Source organism: Streptomyces sp. NPDC001568 (assembly GCF_042893755.1).
Classification (GTDB): Bacteria; Actinomycetota; Actinomycetes; order Streptomycetales; family Streptomycetaceae; genus Streptomyces.
The window spans coordinates 591502-606189 of the sequence record NZ_JBIAVF010000001.1 but is presented as its reverse complement, the minus strand read 5'-3'; the positions used below and the strand labels follow the sequence as shown (position 1 = coordinate 606189).

Sequence of the window (14688 nt, the reverse complement as noted above, 5' to 3'; positions counted from 1 at the left end):
GCTCACCTCGGGCGATCGAGGCGCTGGATGAGCAGGTCGGCAAGGTCCTCCCGGGTGGGCGGAGCGGCGTAGTGGGTCAGGTAGATGGCGTTGAGGAGCTGGTCGGCGGCGACGAGTTCGGTCCGGGAGCGGCTGAGGAACTCGCGGATCAGTTCGGCGCCCAGTTGCGCGGCCTCCTCCCCGAGGTGCGCCCTGACCATGGTGGCGAGGCGTTTCTCGCCGGGCTGGCCGAGCTTGAGCTGGATGCAGCGGCGCAGCAGCGCGGCGGGGAAGTCCCGTTCCCCGTTGCTGGTGAGGATGATGAACGGGAAGGCGCGGCAGCGCACGCGGCCGTCCCGTACGGTCACCCGGGCCCCGTCGTCGGTGAGCACCCGGACCTCGGGTTCGGTGTCGGCGACGCGTTCCAGCTCGGGGAGGGTGAACTCCCCTTCCTCCAGTACGTTCAGCAGGTCGTTCGGCAGGTCGATGTCGCTCTTGTCGAGCTCGTCGATGAGCAGCACGCGGGGTTTCGCGGTGGGCAGCAGGGCCGTGCCCAGCGGGCCGAGCCGGATGTACTTCCCGATCCCGTCGACGGAACCGGCCCCGGCCCCGGCCCCGGCCCCGCCGCCCGCTGCGATCTGGACGTCCTGGAGCCGGGCGAGGGCGTCGTAGCGGTAGAGCCCTTCCTGGAGCACGGTCCGCGACACCACCGGCCAGCGCAGCACCCGGCCCAGTTTCAGTTCGTGCGCGACGGCGTGCGCCAGGGTGGACTTCCCGGTTCCGGGATAGCCGGTGACCAGCAGCGGTCGGCGCAGGTAGAGGGCCGCGTTGACGGCCTCCAGCTCCTCGGGTTCGGGCCGGTGCAGTTCGGCGGCCTGCCGGTGGGCGCCGAGCCGGCGGGCCACGTTCCCGTCCGGGGCGGCCGCCGCGCCGCAGGGCTCCGCGACGGGGCCGCCGTCGAAGTCCCGCCAGGGCGGCGGGTCGGGCAACGCGTCGATCCCGTCGTGGGGTTCGCCCACGCCCCGGTAGATGAGCCATTCGTCGTTCACGGCCGTCCCCTCCCTCGATGCCCCACCACGTGCGCGGCCCTCCCGGCCGCCGGGTGCCGGATGCCCCGCGACCGTCCGCCCCGCCCCCGTCCCGCCCGGCTCACAGGTCGCCCTGCAACGGCTCGTCCTCGGGCAGGGCCCGGGTCGGGTCCTGCCAGACGAGCGCCGCGCCGGCAGCCCAGTACGCGTCCGGGTCGGCCCCGTGGGCCCGGGCCCGCAGGGTCTGGAGCCGTAGCGGGAACACCGCGCCCCGGCCCGCGTCGACCAGTTCCTCGCGCAGCCCGCGGTGGAACGGCGCGCAGGAGGCCCCGGGGTCGCCGGGGGGCCGTCGGCACACCGCCATTCCGTAGCCCGCGTCCCGTACGAGGTGCAGCGCGCCCAGGGTCGGTTCGGTGCCGGGCTCCCGGCAGAGCACCGGGACGGTGTTGTCCACCAGGGCGCGCAGCCACTCCGGGGAGGGGCTGCGGGGGCGCCCCCGCGCGCAGTCGGCCCGTTGGTCCAGCAGGGGGCCCGCCTGGACCCGCGCCCAGCGCCGGTCGGCCGCGGCGGCCCCGCCGGCGTCGTCGGCGTCGCCCGGTCCGGCCGGGTGGCGGAGCACGACTGGCCGTTGGACGCCGACGGGGACGCCGCCCGACAGCGTCCACTGGTCCACGGGCAGTCCGAACAGCTCGGGGTCCACCGCCACTTCCAGCAGGGCGGGGGCCTCGTGCGTGTCGCAGCGCCGGAACCCTTCGGCGAGCGGGGCCCGCAGGGCGTCGGGGAGTGCGGCCGGGGTCGTCCGTACGCCGGAGGCCACCGGGGTGACGCGGCCGGGTCGCGCCGGGCCGGCCAGCACCGAGACCCGCCAGTCGTAGACGTCCTCCCAGCCGTGGGCCCATACCTCCAGCAGCACCGAGGGTCCCGGGGGCAGGCCGCCGCGCCGCCGGGCGGGGCCGTGGACGGCCTGCCCGGCGCGGGCCCGGCGGCGGCGTTCGCGGGCGGCCAGGCCCCGCTCGTGGCGTTCCCCCAGCTCGCGTCGCAGCGGGCGCCAGAGCCGCTCGGCGGTGATCCGTACCCAGTCCCAGAGTTCCTCGTCGGCGCCCGGGGAGGGCGGCTCGCGGTGGTCGGCGACGCTCACGTCCGTCGCGTAGCGGAGCATCGCCGCGGCCTCGCCGCCCGCGCCGGGCGGGTCGTGCAGCAGGCCGAGTCCGTCGCGCCAGCTGAGCGGGGCCGGCAGCCCCGTGTCGGGTTCCTCGCCCCGGGCCTGCTCGGCGAGTTCCCGGACGGCCTCCGAGGAGCCGGGCGGCGGGAGTTCGGCGAGGAGCCCGCACAGGGTGGTGCGTTCGCCCGGGGTCAGCCGGCCGCGGCCTCCGAGGCGGTCCGACGCGTCGTCGGGGTCGGGGAGTTCGTCGTGGACGTCGGTCCAGGTCCGGCGGCTGTCGAGATCGCTGAGGTGGCGGTCGTAGTGGTACAGGTCGTGGGCCTGCATGACGCGGCGGTACAGGCCGGTCTGCCCGTTCGCCGGCATCGGTACCGTGCGCAACTGGGAGACGGAGACGGCCAGTCCGCCCCCGCCGGCGGACCGCCGGGCCTTGACGACGCCGACGACCTCCCCGCGGGTGAGGTCGACGACGGGGCCGCCGGACATCCCGGCCTCGATCTCGTCTTCGTCGCCGAGGCGGATCGCGGCGCCGTTCCCGGCGGTGCCGCGCAGCCGGGTGGTACGGCCGGTGATCTCGCGGATGCCGAGTTCCTCGGTGCAGCCGAAGTAGGCGGCCTCCTCGAGCCGCGGTCCGGCCCGGTCGGTCAGCCAGACGCAGGCGTGCGAGACGGGCGAGAGCACCCGGACCAGGGCCAGGTCGGGCAGGTCCCACAGGGCCCGCCGCCCGGGCCGGTGTTCCTCCAGCCGCTCCGGCAGGACGCATTCCACCCGGCCGGTGACCGTGCCCGTGGTCCCGGCGGCTCCGGCGGACGCTCCGGAGAAGAAGGTGATGCCGACCTCACGCCCCGACAGACGCACCGCAGCACCCCCTTCGCCGACCACGTGCGCGCACGTCAGGACCCAGCCGGGGGCGATGAAGAACCCGCTGCCCCAGGTGGGTCCGGTCCCGTCGTTGCCGGGGGTCTCATACCCGCCCGGGGGCGCGTGGACGCGTACCGTGGCCGCCCGGACGAGGGGCTCCAGGAGCTCGAAGGCGCGCGCGGAGCCGGCCGTGCGCCCATCCGGCATCCGCAGACCCCCGCTCCCCGCTCACCCCACCGAGAACGTCCAGGCTAGCCCCGGGGCGCGGGACGGCGGGAGGTCTCGCCGTAAGGCGGATTATCCTGGCGGGAAACACCCCATCCCGACACGGCACGGAGCCCGACTTGTACTTCACCGATCGCGGCATCGAGGAGCTGGAGAAGCGGCGCGGCGAGGAGGAGGTCACCTTCGAGTGGCTCGCCGAGCAGCTGCGCACCTTCGTCGACCTCAACCCGGACTTCGAGGTTCCGGTGGAGCGCCTGGCCACGTGGCTGGCCCGCCTCGACGATGACGACGAGGACGAGGAGTAGGCACCCCGGCGACCCGGCGCGCGCGGGCGCGGCACCGGAGCGGCACCGGCGCGCACCCTGCCGCGCCCTCCGGGACCTGCGCACCCCCGCGTGCACCTCGTACGCGCCCCGCGCACGCCTCCCGCGCGGCCGCTCCGGGAAACGCGACGACGGCCCGACCGCGTGATGCGGTCGGGCCGTCGTCGTTCGCGCCGCCCGGGGGGAGGCGCGGGGATGCAGGGGCGCCCGGGATCAGGCGGCCTTGGTCTCCCAGAAGATGCGGTCGATCTCGGCGATGAGCTCCAGCGCCTTGGCGCCGGTCGCCGGGTCGTTCGACGCCTTGGCGGCCGAGAGGGCCTTCAGGGTGTCGTTGACCAGGGTGTGGAGCTGGGGGTACTTCTCGAAGTGCGGGGGCTTGAAGTAGTCGCTCCACAGCACCGAGACGTGGTGCTTCGCGAGCTCGGCGCGCTGCTCCTTGATGGTGATGGCGCGCGCGCGGAAGTCCGCGTCGTCGTTGGCCTGGTACTTCTCCTGGACGGCCTTGACGGACTCGGCCTCGATACGGGCCTGGGCCGGGTCGTACACGCCGCAGGGCAGGTCACAGTGGGCGGAGACCTTCGCCTTGGGGGCGAAGAGGCGGGTAAGCATGGAGTTTGTCCTCCTCGTGATCGTCTTCTCAAGAGGGGAGATTACTCGCTGAGAAAGCGGAATTCGCCGTCGCCCCCATGGGCTTAGGACAAAAGTCCAGGGTCGCGCGAGGAGTGGTGAGCGAACGTACGGGGCCGTGCGGCACCATGCGGGCAGGGAAGAGGAGGGCTCGGATGGTGGAGAACAGGCGCTCGCGGGCGCGTTTCGAGGTGGTGGAGGTGACGGGCCCGTCGATGGTGCCGACCCTCGTGCACGGGGACCGGCTGGTGGTCCGGTACGGGGCGCTGGTCCGGCCGGGTGACGTGGTCGTGTTCCGGCATCCGCTCCAGCAGGACCTGCTGGTGGTCAAGCGTGCGGCCGAGCGCCGCCCGGGCGGTTGGTGGATGCTCGGCGACAACCCGTTCAACGAGTCCGGGGACAGCACCGACTACGGGGCCGTCCCGGAGGAGCTGGTGCTGGCGACGGCCGTGCTGCGGCTGCGGCCCCGCGCGATGGATCAGCGGTCGCTGAGGGCCCGGCTGTCCTGGGCGGTGTCGGCGCTGCGGGTGCTGCGGGCGGACTCCTCGGCCTCCAGCCGCTTGCGGGCGCGGTAGGCGGCGACGTTGGCGCGGGTGGCGCAGCGGTCGGAGCAGTAGCGCCGGGAGCGGTTGGTGGAGGTGTCGAGGTAGGCGTTGCGACAGGGCGGGGCCTGACACAGGCCGAGGCGGTCCGGGCCGTGCACGGTGAGGTGGAAGGCCAGGCCCATGGAGGCGATGGCGGCGTAGCCGGCCGAGGCGTTGGACGGGTGGTCGGCGAGGTGGATGTGCCAGTCGGGTCGCCCGTCGGGGCCGACGAGCTCGTGGCCGGAGACCTGCGGGCTGACCGGGAACTCCATGAGCAGCGAGTTGAGGAGGTCCACGGCGAGGACGTGGTCCCCGCCGTCGGCGGCCTCGAAGACGGACCGCAGCCGGCCGCGGACGTTGCGGAACCGGGTGACGTCGGTGTCGGTGACCCGGCGGGCCATCTGCACGCTGGTCCCGAAGAGGGCGCGGACGTCGTCCACCGAGGTGAGCGAGTCCTTGGTGCGGGCCGGCTCCTCGGTGTTGACCAGGCGCACGGCATAGTCCGAGTAATGGGCCAGTTCCACTTGTAGTCCTTACGGCTGCGGTTTAGGGTGAGCGCGAGCTGCGGTAACGGCTGATACATCTTCGAGGGTATTACGTATGGAGGGCTTCAGGGTGACGGACGCTGTGACCGGCGCGATCGGTACGGACTGGCAAGCCTGGCAGGACAGCTGGGACCGGCAGCAGGAGTGGTACATGCCCGACCGCGAGGAGCGGCTCCGGGTGATGCTGGACATGGTCGAGGCACTGGTGGGCCCTTCCCCCCGGGTACTGGATCTGGCGTGCGGTACGGGAAGTATCACGGACCGGCTGCTCAAGCGGTTCCCGTCGGCGACGAGTACGGGGCTGGATCTCGACCCCGCGCTGCTGACGATCGCCCGGGGCCACTTCGAGGGCGACGACCGGGTCACCTTCGTGACCGCCGACCTCAAGGACCCCGACTGGCGCGCGGCCCTCCCGTACGACTCCTACGACGCGGTCCTGACCGCCACCGCGCTGCACTGGCTGCACAGCCCCGACCTGGCGGCGCTGTACGGGCAACTGGCACCCCTGGTCCGTCCGGGCGGGGTGTTCATGAACGCCGACCGCATGCCCGACCCCTCGGCGCCGCGGATCGGCGCCGCCGAACGCGCCCACCGGCACGCCGGCATGGATCGGGACAAGGCGGACGGGGTCCTGGACTGGCGGCAGTGGTGGGAGCTGGCAGCGGCGGACCCCGTGCTGGCCGGGCCGACGGCGGCCCGGTTCGCGATCTACGGGGAGCACGCCGACGGCGACACCCCCGACGAGGCCTGGCACGCCCGGACGCTGCGCGCGGCGGGCTTCGGCGAGGCCCGTACCGTCTGGCGCTCCCCCTCGGACGCGCTGGTCCTAGGACTGAAGTAGGAAATCGGCGCGGAAACGCCGCAGGGGCGGTACGGGATCCCGTACCGCCCCTGCGGCGTCGTGCGCGTACTGCTCGTACCGCTCAGAGCACCTTGGACAGGAACGCCTTCGTCCGGTCGTGCTGCGGGTTGCCCAGGACGTCGCGCGGGTTGCCGGACTCGACGACCACACCGCCGTCCATGAACACCAGGTTGTCGCCGACCTCGCGGGCGAAGCCCATCTCGTGGGTCACCACGATCATGGTCATGCCCGACTCGGCCAGGTCCCGCATGACGTCGAGTACGTCACCGACCAGCTCCGGGTCGAGCGCCGAGGTGGGCTCGTCGAAGAGCATCAGCTTCGGCTCCATGGCCAGCGCGCGGGCGATCGCCACGCGCTGCTGCTGGCCGCCGGAGAGCTGGGTCGGGTAGTTCCCGCCCTTGTCGCCCAGGCCGACGCGGTCCAGGAGCTTGACCGCGCGGGCACGGGCCACCGCCTTGGACTCGCCCTTGACCATGACCGGGGCTTCCATGACGTTCTCGATGGCCGTCATGTGCGGGAAGAGGTTGAAGCGCTGGAAGACCATGCCGATGTCCCGGCGCTGGGCCGCGACCTCGCTGTCCTTCAGCTCGTAGAGCTTGTCGCCCTTCTGCTTGTAACCCACCAGCTGCCCGTCGACCGAGAGCCGGCCGGCGTTGACGCGCTCCAGGTGGTTGATGCACCGCAGGAACGTCGACTTGCCGGAGCCGGACGGACCGACCAGGCAGAAGACCTCCCGGGGCGCGACCTCCAGGTCGATGCCGCGGAGGATGTGGGCGGCGCCGTACGACTTGTGGACGCCTTCTGCCTTGACCATCGGCTGGGCGGTCACTTCGCCACCTCCGTACGGCGGAACATGTTCAGGTTGGCCTTCAGCCGCTCGAACGGCGTGGGCGGCAGGCTGCGCAGCGAACCGCGGGCGTAGCGCCGCTCCAGGTAGTACTGCCCGACGCTGAAGACGCTGGTCAGGGCGAGGTACCAGATGGAGGCGACGAAGTACATCTCGATGACCGCGCCGGCCGTGCTGCCGATGTTGGAGCTGGCCCGCAGGAGTTCGGTGTACTGCACCGCCGAGACCAGGGACGAGGTCTTCAGCATGTTGATGAACTCGTTGCCGGTCGGCGGGATGATCACCCGCATCGCCTGGGGCAGGACGACACGGCGCATGGTCTGCGTCCGGGTCATGCCCAGGGCGTGCGAGGCCTCGCTCTGACCCTCGTCGACGGACTGGATGCCCGCACGGACGATCTCCGCCATGTAGGCGCCCTCGTTCAGGCCGAGGCCCAGCAGGGCGACCATGAACGGCGTCATGACGTCGACGGTCTCGTTCTTGTAGATCGGACCGAGGTTGATGTACTGGAAGATCAGCGGGAGGCTGAACCACACGAGGAGCTGTACGTAGACCGGGGTGCCGCGGAAGAACCAGATGTAGAGCCAGGACACGAAGCTCGTGACCGGGTTGTTCGAGAGTCGCATCACCGCGAACAGGATGCCGAGCACGAGGCCCAGCGCCATGGCGGAGATGCTGATGATGATGGTGTTGCCGAGGCCGGCCAGGACCGCCGGGTCGAACAGCTTGTCGCCGACCGTCGCCCAGATGATCTTGCCCTGGGAGAAGGCGTAGACGAGCCAGGCGAGCAGGACCGCCACGACCACGGCGCTGATCCAGCGGCCGTAGTGGCGGACGGGGATGGCCTTGATGGCCTCGTAGGTGGTGCCCGAGGCGCCGGGTCCGGCCGGCGGGGTTGCGGCCGGACCCTTGTCGATCTTGTCAGTCACAATGACTGCCCTTCAGTGGTGCGCTCGCTCGGGAGTCACTTGCCTGCGTTGATCGTGGCGGACGGCACGGCGCTGTCCTTCACGTTCCACTTCTCCAGGACCTTGGCGTAGGAGCCGTCCTTGATGATGGCGTCGAGCGCTTCCTTGATGGCGTCGCGGAGCTGGGTGTTCTCCTTCGAGACCGCGATGCCGAAGAGGCCGACGTCGGCCTGCTGGCCGGCGACCTCGAAGTCGTTGCCGCCGCCCGACGTCTTCGCGGTGTACGCGGTGACCGGGAAGTCGTTCAGGTCGGCCACGGCGCCGCCGGCCTTGACGCGGGTCTGCGCCTCGGCGTCGGTGTCGAAGGCCTCGATGGTGAGCTTCTTGTCGCCGCACTTCTCGGCCTGCGCCTTGAAGGTGTCCTCGTACGTGGTGCCGCGCTGGACGGCGACCGTCTTGCCGCAGAGGTCGTCGAGCGACTTGATGTTGTCCGGGTTGCCCTTCTTGACCAGGAGCGAGACGCCGGACGAGAAGTAGTCGACGAAGTCGACGCCCTTGCCGATCTTGGCGCCCTTGTCGTCCAGGCCTTCCTGGCGCTTCTTGTTGTCGGTGATCGACGACATGGCGACGTCCTGGCGGCCCGTCTCCAGCGAGGTGATCAGGCCGTCGAAGGTGCCGGAGGTGAACTGGAACTTCACACCGAGCTGCTTGCCCAGCGCCTCGGCGATGTCGGGGTCGACGCCGACGATCTTGCCGCCGTCGACGAACTCCATCGGGGCGTAGGCGGTGTCGGAACCGACCTTGACGACACCGGCGTCCTGGATCTTCTTCGGCAGCTTCGAGAACAGCGGGGCGCTGTTGTCGGTCTTGGCCGAGGGGGTCGAGGAGCCAGAGTCGGTCTGGTCGCCACAACCCGTGAGGATCAGGGCACCGGTGACCGCGATCGCGCCGACCGCGGCGATCCGGGACCGGGCGGCGGTCGTACGACGGGTGGTGCTTGCGGTCATGAGCTGGTTCCTCCGGCAGGTGGAAAAGCATCCGAGAACGGTCGGGGCACGCACCATCGAGTGTCGCGACCTTGTGTGATTACGGCATCTTGCCATTCGGACTGACGCATTCAGACTGCCCATAAGGTCAAAATCAGATAACGGGCGACCCCGATCACCCAACAGGACTGCGGGGAACGGCTGTCAGCGCCGCACAAAAGCCTGTGACCAGCCGCTTTCGCCTCAGTTTTTGCGGCGCGTCTCGGTTGTTGGACACCGAGGTTTGGACTTTTAGCCAAAACCGGGACAAGGAGCCTACGATCGTGCGGGAATCGACTCGTCCGGCCGAGCGTTCTTCGGGTAGAACAGATCCTTACACCCCTCATCCGGGGCTCAGGGCGCGCGTGCGGCGCGCCCGCGCGTACGAACCTCCCCTCCGCGGAGACGGGCCAACCGTCGACGTGGAGTACGGACGCGGTGCCCGCCCACCCCTTAACCAGGAGTGGCCACCCTCAACGATTCAAAGGACTTAAGGGGTCACACAAAGTGGCAGCGGAGATCGTCAACCCTCGCAGTGACAGTGCGACGGACAACAACCCCGACGCGGTGTTCGCACTGCACCGGGGCGGCAAGATGGCCATTCAGGCCACCGTGCCCGTCCTCAACAAGGACGACCTGTCCCTCGCGTACACCCCCGGCGTGGCGAAGGTGTGCAGCGCCATCGCCGAGCAGCCGGACCTGGTCAACGAGTACACCTGGAAGTCCAATGTGGTCGCCGTCGTCACCGACGGTACGGCCGTTCTCGGACTCGGTGACATCGGCCCGGAAGCCTCCCTCCCCGTGATGGAGGGCAAGGCCATTCTCTTCAAGCAGTTCGGTGGTGTGGACGCGGTTCCGATCGCGCTCGCCACCAAGGACACGGACGAGATCATCGAGACGGTCATCCGTCTCGCCCCGTCCTTCGGCGGGGTCAACCTGGAGGACATCTCCGCCCCCCGCTGCTTCGAGATCGAGCGGCGCCTCCAGGAGGCGCTGGACATCCCGATCTTCCATGACGACCAGCACGGCACGGCCATCGTGACGCTGGCCGCCATGCGCAACGCCGCCAAGCTCACCGGTCGCACCCTCGGCGACCTGCGGGCCGTCATCTCGGGCGCCGGCGCGGCGGGCATCGCCATCGCCAAGATCCTGGTGGACGCGGGCATCGGCGACGTCTGCGTCACCGACCGCAAGGGCGTCGTCTCGGCGGACCGCTCGGACCTGACGGACGTCAAGGCCGAGATCGCGGGCCTGACGAACAAGACGGGTCGCACGGGCACGCTGGAGCAGGCCCTGGCCGGTGCGGACGTCTTCATCGGCGTCTCCGGCGGCACGGTGCCCGAGGCGGCGGTGGCCTCGATGGCGAAGGACGCGTTCGTCTTCGCCATGGCCAACCCGAACCCGGAGGTCCACCCGGACGTCGCGCACAAGTACGCGGCGGTCGTGGCGACGGGCCGTTCGGACTTCCCGAACCAGATCAACAACGTGCTGGCCTTCCCGGGCATCTTCGCGGGCGCCCTCAAGGTCCGCGCGACCCGGATCACCGAAGGCATGAAGATCGCCGCCGCCGACGCCATCGCCGGCGTCGTGGGTGACGAGCTCGCCGCCGACTACGTGATCCCCTCGCCGTTCGACGCGCGCGTCGCCGAGGCCGTCTCGGCCGCGGTCGCCGCCGCGGCGAAGGCCGACGGTGTGGCACGCCTCGTCTGATCGGCGGGCGGTACGCAGCTCCACGGGTGAGGCCCGGCCGGAACGTTCCGGCCGGGCCTCACCCTTTTCGGCGCCCGGCGCGATCGACTCCCCGCGCCCCTGCCCGGTCGATGCGACGAAGGCCTCACGACCCGGCCGCGGTAACTCTGGAATCCCGACCCTACCGAGCGGTAGCGTCGCGGCATGTTCGCTGCCTACGCCGCCCGAATCGACCGTGACCAGCCGCTGAGCGGCCTCGTACTGGGCGAACGCCCGGCCCCCGGGGCACGTCCGGGCTGGGTGACCGTCAACGTCCGCGCCGCCTCCCTCAACCACCACGACCTGTGGTCGCTGCGCGGGGTGGGGCTCTCCGGGGACAAGCTCCCGATGATCCTCGGCTGCGACGCGGCCGGGACCGACCAGGACGGCAACGAGGTCGTCCTGCACTCCGTGATCGGCCAGAGCGGCCACGGCGTGGGCCCGGACGAGCCGCGCTCGATCCTGACCGAGCGCTACCAGGGCACCTTCGCCGAACAGGTGACCGTCCCCGCCTGGAACGTCCTGCGCAAGCCCGCCGAGCTGTCCTTCGCCGAGGCCGCCTGCCTGCCCACGGCCTGGCTGACGGCCTACCGGATGCTCTTCACCAACGCCGGGGTGCGTCCCGGCGACTCCGTCCTCGTCCAGGGCGCCGGCGGCGGGGTCGCCACCGCCGCGATCGTGCTGGGCCGGGCGGCCGGCCTGCGCGTCTTCGCGACCAGCCGGGACGCCGTGAAGCGCCGGCGGGCCGTGGAGCTGGGCGCGGTGGAGGCGTTCGAGCCCGGCGCGCGGCTCCCGCAGCGGGTGGACGCCGTCATCGAGACCGTGGGCGCCGCCACCTGGTCGCATTCGATCAAGTGCCTGCGGCCGGGCGGAACCCTGGTGATCTCCGGCGCCACCAGCGGCGACCGGCCCGCGAACGCCGAGCTGACGCGCATCTTCTTCCTGGAGCTGAAGGTCGTCGGCTCGACCATGGGCACCAAGGACGAGCTGGAGGACCTGCTGTCCTTCTGCGCCGCAACCGGGGTGCGGCCCGTCATCGACGAGGTGCTGCCCCTGGACCGGGCGCGCGAGGGCTTCGAGAAGCTGGAGTCGGGCGACCTGTTCGGGAAGGTCGTGCTCACGGTCTGACCTCCCGGCCGCCGCGCCGGCCCGCCGTCCGTCAATGTGGGTTGACAGCCCTCCCTTGTCAACCTACATTGACATCCATGACGGAAGCCACCGATCTCGCCGAACGAGCCGGAGACCGGGACCCCCGCGTGGGCCTGCGCGCCGTGGCCGCCCTGCGCCGCCTGCTGGAGCAGTTGGAGGCCGTACAGGTACGCGGTGCCCGCGCGCAGGGCTGGTCCTGGCAGGAGATCGCGGCCGAGCTGGGCGTCAGCCGGCAGGCCGTGCACAAGAAACACGGGAGGCTGTGATGTTCGAACGCTTCACCCGGGACGCCCGCGACGCGGTGTCGGGGGCGGTGACCGAGGCCCGGCACGTGGGCGCGGCCACCGTGTCCGAGGAGCACCTGTTGCTCTCCCTGCTGACCCTGGGCGCCCTTGAACCGCTGGGGGTGGACCGCGAGTCGGTGGCGGCGGCCCTCGCCGAGGCCCGGCGGCGCGGGGGCATGTCCCGGGCCGACGAGGAGGCCCTGGCCGGGTTGGGCATCGACCTCGGGGAGATCGTCGCCCGGTTCGAGGAGACCCACGGCGCGGGCGCCCTGTCCTCGCCGGCGCCGCGCCGGCGGACCCTGGGGTCCTCGCTGCGCTCCGCGCTCGGGCGCCCGGACCCCGACCGGCGTCACGTCCCCTTCACCCAGGGCGCCAAGAAGGCGTTGGAGCAGTCCCTGCGGATCGCCCTGGGCCGCAAGGACCGTCACATCGGCACCCTGCACCTGCTGCTGGCCCTGCTCTCGCGGCCCGGCACGGTCGCCGAGGTCCTCGCGGACCACGGCGTCACGTACGCGACGGCGGAGCGGGGCCTGGCCGCCTGACCGACCCCCCGCCCGCCGGCGGGGGCTACGCCCCCGGGCGCAACCCCGCCGCGATGCGGCCGGCGGCCGCCGCGAGGTGGGCGCGGGCCTCGGCCAGTTGGGCCGGGGTCACGCCGTGGTCGCGGGCCGCGTCGCGCACGTCGTCGCGAAAGCGGTCCAGCAGCCGGTCCAGGTCCCGCGCCGGGTCGGAGCCGGCCGTCAGGTCCTCGGCCCACCCGTGGTCCGGGGTCGTCGTCGTCCCGGCGGCCCGGTCCGCGCCGGCGCTGCGGGTGTCGGCCCCGTGTCCGCCGTTGCCGCCGTTGGCCCCGCCGCCCAGCCAGGCTCCGGCCAGGTTGCCCAGGACCCCGCCCGGCTTCGTGAACTGCTCCTGGAGCTGAGCCGCGATCCGCTGGACCTCCTCGCGGGCCCGCTCCTGCGCTTCCTTGGCCTGGTGGCGGGCCTGCTGGGCCTCCTCGCGGGCCCGGCGGCTCTCGTCCTTCGCCCGGCGGGCCTGTTCCTTCCACTCGGCCTTCGCCTTGCGGAGCTCCTCCTTGGCCGCCTTCCAGGACTCGTCCTCGACGTGGGTCGCCGTCGCGGAGGCAGCGGCCGCCGCCCGCATCTCACGGCGCAGGTCGCCGGCGGCGCCCCGGACGTCGTCACGGATCTCGGCGGCGAGCTCGGAGACGGAGTCGCGGATCTCCAGCTCCAGGTCGGCCAGTTCACCGACCCGGTCGGCGAGTTCGGCGCGGCCCGCCTCGGTGATCGAGTACACCTTGCGCCCGCCCTCGGTGGCGTGGGTGACGAGCCCCTCGGCCTCCAGCTTGGCCAGCCGCGGGTACACGGTGCCGGCGGACGGCGCGTACAGGCCCTGGAAGCGTTCCTCCAGCAGCCGGATCACCTCGTACCCGTGGCGCGGGGCCTCGTCGAGCAGCTTGAGGAGGTAGAGGCGGAGGCGGCCGTGGGCGAAGACGGGCGGCATGTCAGAGCACCTTCTTGTCGAGCTGGAGGGGGGCGTCGGCCTCGGCCGGGGGGCGGCGCAGGAGCGCGATGGCACCGGAGACCGTGGTGGCCCGCAGGGTGCCCGCGCCCGTACCCAGGGTGCCGGTGATGCGCTTGGCGCCGAGCTGACCGGAGACCCGGAGGTCCTCGAAGGCATTGGAGACGCCGCCGGTGGCGGTGTTGGCCTCCACCTTGGCGTCGGCGGGGTGCGGGAGGCGGATGGCGACCTCGCCGGAGACCGAGTTCAGGAAGATCTCCACCGGCTTCGGCGCGGCCGTGTCCGGGGCCAGGTCGATGAGCATGTCCCCGCTGACCGAGTCGGCCCGTACGCTGCCGCCGGAACCGTCGACCACCGTCAGGCCGCCGGAGACCGAGTGGAAGCCCAGCTCACCGGTGACGGACTGCGCCTCGACGCTGCCCGAGACCGTGTGCGCCTTGACCCGGCCGGAGAGTCCGACGAGCGTCGTGTCGCCCGAGACCCCGTTGACGTCGACCGGACCGGCGATGCCGGAGACGAAGGTGGCGGCGCTGACGGCGGCCACCTGGACGCGAGTGCCGGCGGGCACGGCGACGGTGACGCCGACACTGCGCTCCCAGGCCTTGCGGCCGTCCTCGGAGGACCCGGACCAGGCCTTCCACGGCTTGCCCTCGAACCACTTCTTGAGGCCTTGCGAGCCGTTCCACGGGAGGTCCTCGTAGGACAGGGTGAGCACACCGCCCTCCTGCACCACATGCAGCGGCGGACCCTCGACCTCGGCCACCTCCAGCCGGGCGGAGCCCTCGTCCGCGGCGACCACGTTGACCGTGCCGCCGACGACGCGGACGCGCAGCTCCGTCACCGGCTGCTCGAAGACGAGCTTCTGGGGTGCGGCGACGGACCACGTCATCTGCTCTGTCATGGTGCTGCTCCTCCTCGTGGACGGCACGCAACATATCGCGTCTCGTAGGAACACGATATATCGCGGACCGGGGAAGTCAAGCAGCATGTCGCGATACAACGGAAAGCGGCCCGGGTGCCGTGACCGCCCTGC

The 14688-nt window shown here is 71.8% G+C and carries 16 protein-coding genes; 7 read left to right on the top strand and 9 right to left on the bottom strand.

Going from position 1 to position 14688, the window contains the following annotated elements; genetic code table 11:
- Nucleotides 1–2: 2 nt before the first annotated feature.
- Together ACFY0I_RS02890 and ACFY0I_RS02885 are read right to left on the bottom strand one after the other, a co-directional pair.
- Nucleotides 3–1028: an AAA family ATPase gene (locus ACFY0I_RS02890; RefSeq protein WP_388889181.1), complete on the bottom strand. Its 1026-nt coding sequence runs from the start codon at nucleotides 1026–1028 to the stop codon at nucleotides 3–5.
- Nucleotides 1029–1128: 100 nt separating this feature from the next.
- Nucleotides 1129–3237: a trypsin-like peptidase domain-containing protein gene (locus tag ACFY0I_RS02885; protein WP_388889178.1), complete on the bottom strand. Its 2109-nt coding sequence runs from the start codon at nucleotides 3235–3237 to the stop codon at nucleotides 1129–1131.
- Nucleotides 3238–3374: 137 nt separating this feature from the next.
- Between ACFY0I_RS02885 and ACFY0I_RS02880 the strand changes: the two genes are divergently transcribed.
- Entirely contained in the window at nucleotides 3375–3560 is a 186-nt protein-coding gene (locus ACFY0I_RS02880; protein WP_388889175.1) for a DUF6104 family protein, read from the top strand.
- Nucleotides 3561–3791: 231 nt separating this feature from the next.
- On the opposite strand, the gene sodN is transcribed toward ACFY0I_RS02880, so the two are convergent.
- A complete protein-coding gene (gene sodN, locus ACFY0I_RS02875; protein WP_388889173.1) occupies nucleotides 3792–4187 on the bottom strand; it encodes a superoxide dismutase, Ni in 396 nt (131 codons plus the stop codon).
- Between the two features lie 173 nt (nucleotides 4188–4360).
- Between sodN and sodX the strand changes: the two genes are divergently transcribed.
- Nucleotides 4361–4780, top strand: a complete 420-nt coding sequence (gene sodX, locus ACFY0I_RS02870) for a nickel-type superoxide dismutase maturation protease (RefSeq protein ID WP_388889170.1) — start codon at nucleotides 4361–4363, stop codon at nucleotides 4778–4780.
- Here sodX and ACFY0I_RS02865 read toward each other — a convergent pair.
- Nucleotides 4684–5313 carry a CGNR zinc finger domain-containing protein gene (locus ACFY0I_RS02865; protein WP_388889168.1) on the bottom strand — a complete coding sequence of 210 codons (630 nt, stop codon included), beginning with the start codon at nucleotides 5311–5313 and terminating at the stop codon, nucleotides 4684–4686. The two genes, sodX and ACFY0I_RS02865, sit on opposite strands and share 97 nt — an antisense overlap.
- 76 nt (nucleotides 5314–5389) lie before the next feature.
- On the opposite strand from ACFY0I_RS02865, the gene ACFY0I_RS02860 reads away from it, so the two are divergent.
- Nucleotides 5390–6175: a class I SAM-dependent methyltransferase gene (locus ACFY0I_RS02860; protein ID WP_388889165.1), complete on the top strand. Its 786-nt coding sequence runs from the start codon at nucleotides 5390–5392 to the stop codon at nucleotides 6173–6175.
- An 82-nt stretch (nucleotides 6176–6257) separates the two neighbouring features.
- On the opposite strand, the gene ACFY0I_RS02855 is transcribed toward ACFY0I_RS02860, so the two are convergent.
- Genes ACFY0I_RS02855 through ACFY0I_RS02845 form a run of 3 tightly spaced genes read right to left on the bottom strand, consistent with a single transcriptional unit; the run spans nucleotide 6258 to nucleotide 8958 of the window.
- Nucleotides 6258–7010: an amino acid ABC transporter ATP-binding protein gene (locus ACFY0I_RS02855; protein WP_281210568.1), complete on the bottom strand. Its 753-nt coding sequence runs from the start codon at nucleotides 7008–7010 to the stop codon at nucleotides 6258–6260.
- Between the two features lie 11 nt (nucleotides 7011–7021).
- A complete protein-coding gene (locus ACFY0I_RS02850; protein WP_388889162.1) occupies nucleotides 7022–7972 on the bottom strand; it encodes an amino acid ABC transporter permease in 951 nt (316 codons plus the stop codon).
- A gap of 35 nt (nucleotides 7973–8007) precedes the next feature.
- Nucleotides 8008–8958: an ABC transporter substrate-binding protein gene (locus tag ACFY0I_RS02845; protein WP_385585723.1), complete on the bottom strand. Its 951-nt coding sequence runs from the start codon at nucleotides 8956–8958 to the stop codon at nucleotides 8008–8010.
- A 525-nt stretch (nucleotides 8959–9483) separates the two neighbouring features.
- Here ACFY0I_RS02845 and ACFY0I_RS02840 point away from each other — a divergent pair.
- The 4 genes from ACFY0I_RS02840 to ACFY0I_RS02825 all read left to right on the top strand — a co-directional run bounded on the left by ACFY0I_RS02840 (nucleotide 9484) and on the right by ACFY0I_RS02825 (nucleotide 12679).
- Entirely contained in the window at nucleotides 9484–10686 is a 1203-nt protein-coding gene (locus ACFY0I_RS02840) for an NADP-dependent malic enzyme (RefSeq protein WP_388889159.1), read from the top strand.
- Nucleotides 10687–10869: 183 nt separating this feature from the next.
- A complete protein-coding gene (locus ACFY0I_RS02835) occupies nucleotides 10870–11832 on the top strand; it encodes a zinc-binding dehydrogenase (RefSeq protein ID WP_388889157.1) in 963 nt (320 codons plus the stop codon).
- Nucleotides 11833–11909: 77 nt separating this feature from the next.
- On the top strand, nucleotides 11910–12119 hold the full coding sequence (locus ACFY0I_RS02830) for a helix-turn-helix domain-containing protein (RefSeq protein WP_243336126.1): 210 nt from the start codon (nucleotides 11910–11912) through the stop codon (nucleotides 12117–12119).
- Nucleotides 12119–12679 (top strand): Clp protease N-terminal domain-containing protein, encoded by a 561-nt coding sequence (locus ACFY0I_RS02825; RefSeq protein WP_388889154.1) that lies wholly within the window; start codon nucleotides 12119–12121, stop codon nucleotides 12677–12679. The genes ACFY0I_RS02830 and ACFY0I_RS02825 overlap by 1 nt, the downstream gene beginning before the upstream one ends.
- A gap of 25 nt (nucleotides 12680–12704) precedes the next feature.
- On the opposite strand, the gene ACFY0I_RS02820 is transcribed toward ACFY0I_RS02825, so the two are convergent.
- Both ACFY0I_RS02820 and ACFY0I_RS02815 read right to left on the bottom strand, forming a co-directional pair.
- Complete coding sequence (locus tag ACFY0I_RS02820) at nucleotides 12705–13637, bottom strand: helix-turn-helix transcriptional regulator (RefSeq protein WP_388889151.1); 933 nt, start codon at nucleotides 13635–13637, stop codon at nucleotides 12705–12707.
- Between the two features lies 1 nt (nucleotide 13638).
- Nucleotides 13639–14556, bottom strand: a complete 918-nt coding sequence (locus ACFY0I_RS02815) for a DUF4097 domain-containing protein (RefSeq protein ID WP_388889149.1) — start codon at nucleotides 14554–14556, stop codon at nucleotides 13639–13641.
- Nucleotides 14557–14688: the final 132 nt, after the last annotated feature.

What these genes read in the sequence shown, in the direction of transcription:
- ACFY0I_RS02885 (WP_388889178.1), bottom strand. Translation starts at nt 3,237, where the DNA reads ATGCCGGATGGGCGCACGGCCGGCTCCGCGCGCGCCTTCGAGCTCCTG.
- sodN (WP_388889173.1), bottom strand. Translation starts at nt 4,187, where the DNA reads ATGCTTACCCGCCTCTTCGCCCCCAAGGCGAAGGTCTCCGCCCACTGT.
- sodX (WP_388889170.1), top strand. Translation starts at nt 4,361, where the DNA reads ATGGTGGAGAACAGGCGCTCGCGGGCGCGTTTCGAGGTGGTGGAGGTG.
- ACFY0I_RS02860 (WP_388889165.1), top strand. Translation starts at nt 5,390, where the DNA reads ATGGAGGGCTTCAGGGTGACGGACGCTGTGACCGGCGCGATCGGTACG.
- ACFY0I_RS02855 (WP_281210568.1), bottom strand. Translation starts at nt 7,010, where the DNA reads ATGGTCAAGGCAGAAGGCGTCCACAAGTCGTACGGCGCCGCCCACATC.
- ACFY0I_RS02845 (WP_385585723.1), bottom strand. Translation starts at nt 8,958, where the DNA reads ATGACCGCAAGCACCACCCGTCGTACGACCGCCGCCCGGTCCCGGATC.
- ACFY0I_RS02835 (WP_388889157.1), top strand. Translation starts at nt 10,870, where the DNA reads ATGTTCGCTGCCTACGCCGCCCGAATCGACCGTGACCAGCCGCTGAGC.
- ACFY0I_RS02830 (WP_243336126.1), top strand. Translation starts at nt 11,910, where the DNA reads ATGACGGAAGCCACCGATCTCGCCGAACGAGCCGGAGACCGGGACCCC.
- ACFY0I_RS02825 (WP_388889154.1), top strand. Translation starts at nt 12,119, where the DNA reads ATGTTCGAACGCTTCACCCGGGACGCCCGCGACGCGGTGTCGGGGGCG.
- ACFY0I_RS02820 (WP_388889151.1), bottom strand. Translation starts at nt 13,637, where the DNA reads ATGCCGCCCGTCTTCGCCCACGGCCGCCTCCGCCTCTACCTCCTCAAG.
- ACFY0I_RS02815 (WP_388889149.1), bottom strand. Translation starts at nt 14,556, where the DNA reads ATGACAGAGCAGATGACGTGGTCCGTCGCCGCACCCCAGAAGCTCGTC.